The 4,014-nt window shown below is 36.8% G+C and carries 4 protein-coding genes; all 4 read right to left on the bottom strand.

Going from position 1 to position 4,014, the window contains the following annotated elements; genetic code table 11:
- Nucleotides 1–133, bottom strand: a 133-nt coding sequence (locus tag AC06OU_RS01015; RefSeq protein WP_475853477.1) for a DivIVA domain-containing protein, incomplete at its 3' end; no start/stop codon positions are given.
- A gap of 79 nt (nucleotides 134–212) precedes the next feature.
- Complete coding sequence (locus AC06OU_RS01020; RefSeq protein ID WP_475853474.1) at nucleotides 213–1,487, bottom strand: ribonuclease H-like domain-containing protein; 1,275 nt, start codon at nucleotides 1,485–1,487, stop codon at nucleotides 213–215.
- Entirely contained in the window at nucleotides 1,477–3,756 is a 2,280-nt protein-coding gene (locus AC06OU_RS01025; protein ID WP_475853475.1) for a DEAD/DEAH box helicase, read from the bottom strand. Before AC06OU_RS01025 ends, AC06OU_RS01020 begins: the two co-directional genes overlap by 11 nt.
- A 1-nt stretch (nucleotide 3,757) precedes the next feature.
- The coding region (locus AC06OU_RS01030; RefSeq protein ID WP_475853476.1) for a DUF1798 family protein at nucleotides 3,758–4,014 on the bottom strand (257 nt) is incomplete at its 5' end.

The following is a 4,014-nucleotide window of genomic DNA, read 5'->3' on the forward strand; positions in this document are numbered from 1 at the left end:
TTTTCTTCTCAAACGCTTCATAGTCTTGAATAATATCGTCTAAAAACATATCTACTTCTTCTTGATTATAGCCTCTAAGACCCGTTTTAAATTCTTTTTCTAATATATCAGAAGCTTTAAGTTTAAATTCCATGTAGCATCTTCCTTCCGTCTACAATTAGCTACTCGTATTATAGCATAATGGTGTCGAATAATGGAGTAATTTCGCGTGATTATGTGCGTTTTTTGTTAGGTTGTGCGCTTTCCCGGGAAATATCTATTTTTCTTTTTATCCTTATTTCCCGCTTAAGAAGCTCACCTTTAAAACCTTTAGGAGAATCCATCCTAGTCTTACTCCAATAATCTAAGCATTCCTGCGTTTTTTCTAATGCTTTTTGATAATCTTTCTTCTGATGTTCATACAGCTTTGCAAGTTCCACTAAAGCCTTGAGACGATATTTCCCGTCGATTTCCTTCAAAGCTACTTCAAATGCTTTTACACTTTCTTCTATTAGATTTTGTCTTTTCAAATGTAACCCAATATAAAAGTATGCGACGCTTGTTTCACTTTCTGAAAATTGGTCTACGACGAATTCAAACCATTTATTGCTCGCATCTTTTGATTTTAGGTCTTTAAACCATTTACCGATATTCGTGTAAGTGTTAGCAGTTTCCAGTGATTCTTCTTTTTTTAAGAGATCTATCGATAAAGTATAGAGAGTTGCAAGTGATAAGATATCCCATTCATTATGCTTTAAAATTCTCATAAGATTAGTAGGATCACCTTGTTTTACTGCATCAAAATAAATAATGGGTGCCAAGTGTCCAGGAAGATCATTTTTTCTTATAAAGCCCAGTTTGCTCTCTTCTAGTTGCTTTAGTTTAAATCTCTCTAAATCACCTTTCCATATTCTTTTGGAGGAATGCATTAAATCAATTTGCTCATGATCTTTTAATGGTGGAAGATTATTGCGATTCATCGTCCAGCGAGTATTTAACTGTGGAATATCGAAACTCTTACCATTATAAGTAATAATAGTTTGTGTATCTTTCCAAAATTCAGTAGCTAACAGAAACGCTGCTTCCTGCCCAGGCTCTACTAACACATATTGAGATAGCAAGTATCCCCCGGGCGCTTTTTTTAATATACCATTTAAAAAAATGAGCACACCTGTCCCTTTTAAACCAGTTGTTTCTGTATCATAGAAGCAAAAAGGATTACCTGGTGAAACCGTAAGTGGATGATTTGGATATCTCTCTTGCATAAAGGAGATTGCCTCCTCCAGCTTATCCAAACCAATAGTTCCATGTATATGCTTCTTACGATAAAATGTTTCTTTTAAAAAGAAAAAACCCTTCTCGTTTTTTATAAGCTTTAAGCCAGCTTGTTTCCATTGTTCTGTATAAAAAGGAAGTGCAAGTTCTGGCACTTCCTTTTTGGGCTGTTTCTCGGGAACATTCTTCTTCAGAAGTCCCTTCATCTCTAATAGTTTTTTCTCATATGACATAACGATCCACCTGTAGCATATGCAGTAATTTTATAACTTCTTTCTTTAAGTTATTTTCAGCATCTTGCGCTCCAATACAAGCTGGACACCCACTTGTACATGGGCAGCTCGCGACTTGCTCTGTAACTTTTGGAACTAAGTCATTCCATAGGTCAAACATTCTCTCGGATAAACCAATACCGCCAGGATAGCTATCGTACATAAAGAAAGTAGGCTTCTCCACGTTTACTGATTTTACCTGTGGGACTACATGAATGTCCTTAGAATCACAATGAATAAATAATGGTATAAATGAATGCAAAGCATATGCTACACCCGTCATCGCATCTGAAAGCAAGGTTTCCGACCAGTCATTTGGCTTATCAAAGCTAAACCAAGTGGATGTAGTGTGAAGCTCTAAAGGAGGTAAATGTATTTTACCTGATCCGATATTATCGTGCGTATCAAACTTAATCTTTTTGAAGATGGTCGGCTGAGCAAGAACAATAATGTCTCCAAAACGTAGTGTTCCAATATCAGCTTCTTTTTCCTTATCCTCACTTAGCACCTTTAGCTCGATTGCAATATTAGCATCTGTAAAATAATCCACGTCCACTTCTTTAACAAATGCCTTTTTCTCTTCCCAATCTAATTTCTCTACTTGAAACTGTGTTCCTTGATGAAGGTATATAGCTTCCTCGTGAAGCAGGGTCATCGCACTATAAAGATCCATCTCTCCTATGACTCGAGTTTTAGTAGGTATTGACTGATCAATTATAATGACATTGTCTTGGGAGGCAGAACGAAGACTAACATTACTAGCTGGAAAGCTTTCGGACATCCAATGCCATTTATCTGCTGTTTTTAATAGAACCCCTTCACTTTCTAAGAACTCTAGCAACTCTTGAATTGAAAATTCACCATAATTGTCGCTCGTTGTAAAAGGAAGCTCAAAAGCGGCACATTTAAGATGATCCATTAAAATAATCATGTTATCAGGATGAATTCGAACCTCTTCCGGTGATTGTCCTAGAAAATAGTTCGGATGCTTAACTACGTATTGATCTAGGGCAGTAGATTGCGCCACATAAATTATGAGCGCTTCATCCTGCCTACGCCCAGCTCGTCCTGCCTGCTGCCATGCGCTAGCTATATTACCAGGATATCCAGTCATAATGCACGCTTGAAGCTGACCAATATCTACACCTAGTTCTAATGCATTCGTACTTACTACAGTACGAATTACTCCATCCCGAAGTCCTTTTTCAATAACTCGTCGCTCAGAAGGTAAATAACCGCCTCGATAACCACGAATAGATTGGTCATTTATTTTTTTACTTACTAGAGCCTGCAAATAAGTCACAAGCATTTCTACTCTTACTCTGCTTTTTGCAAAAACAATCGTTTGAATTCCATTTACATATAACTCTTGTGCAAGGTCTCTCACTTCTAATACAGCACTTCGTCTCACATTAAAAACGGGATGTACAATCGGAGGATTATAGAAAACAAAATGTTTTTTTCCAGCAGGTGCACCGTTCTCATTTATAAGTAAATGTGATTCGTTTGTTAGGTTCTCAGCAAGCTCCTTAGGATTTTTAATTGTGGCAGATGTACAAATAAACTGAGGACTACTACCATAAAATTCACAGATTCTTTTTAATCTACGAATGACATGTGCCACATGGCTTCCAAATACACCTTTATATGTATGAATTTCATCTATAATAATATATTTAAGGTTTTCAAATAGTGAAACCCATTTTGTATGGTGCGGCAAAATACCTGAGTGCAGCATATCTGGATTGGTCAGCACTATATGTCCTGATTTCCTAATCTTTTGGCGTATTCCCGGCTCGGTATCACCATCATAGGTATAACTTAAAATCTCTTCCCCGCTTTCCCGAATCAATTCATTTAAATCACTTTTCTGATCCTGTGCTAACGCTTTAGTCGGAAATAAGTAAATTGCTCGAGAGGTGGGATCTTCCATAATAGATTGCAATACGGGAAGATGATAACAAAGAGATTTTCCAGAGGCGGTGGGGGTAATTGCAGTAAACGATTTCCCTGAGGAAGCAGCATCGAAGGCTTGTCTTTGATGAATATAGAGTTGTTCCACCCCTCGCTTTTTTAAAGCATTTGTTATGGATGAATGCATTTGATCTGGAAAAGGAGCATATATAGCTTCTTTTTCCTCCACAGTATGGATATGCTCTATTTGTGGAAATCGATTATTATCAATTCTCCAATCATCTAATAGCTCAGCTATACTTTTGTTTTTTAGCATGTTACTCCCCGACCTCCTGTAACGCTTGAAGAATGGTTTCTAAAGTATATTTGGAAGAATGTACAGACTTTAAAAAACGTTTTTTACTAGTAGCTTTATAAAAGGACTGTACGACAAATTGTCTCATTGATTCAAGTAACGAATCAATTTGACTCGGATGTACATATTTTGGTCGCTTCAATTGGATCCAAGGACGTACTAGCTGTTCCCATTCATTCAATAATTCATCTATATCATACGCATATGGCTTTACTTCTT

Source organism: Psychrobacillus sp. (assembly GCF_056205495.1).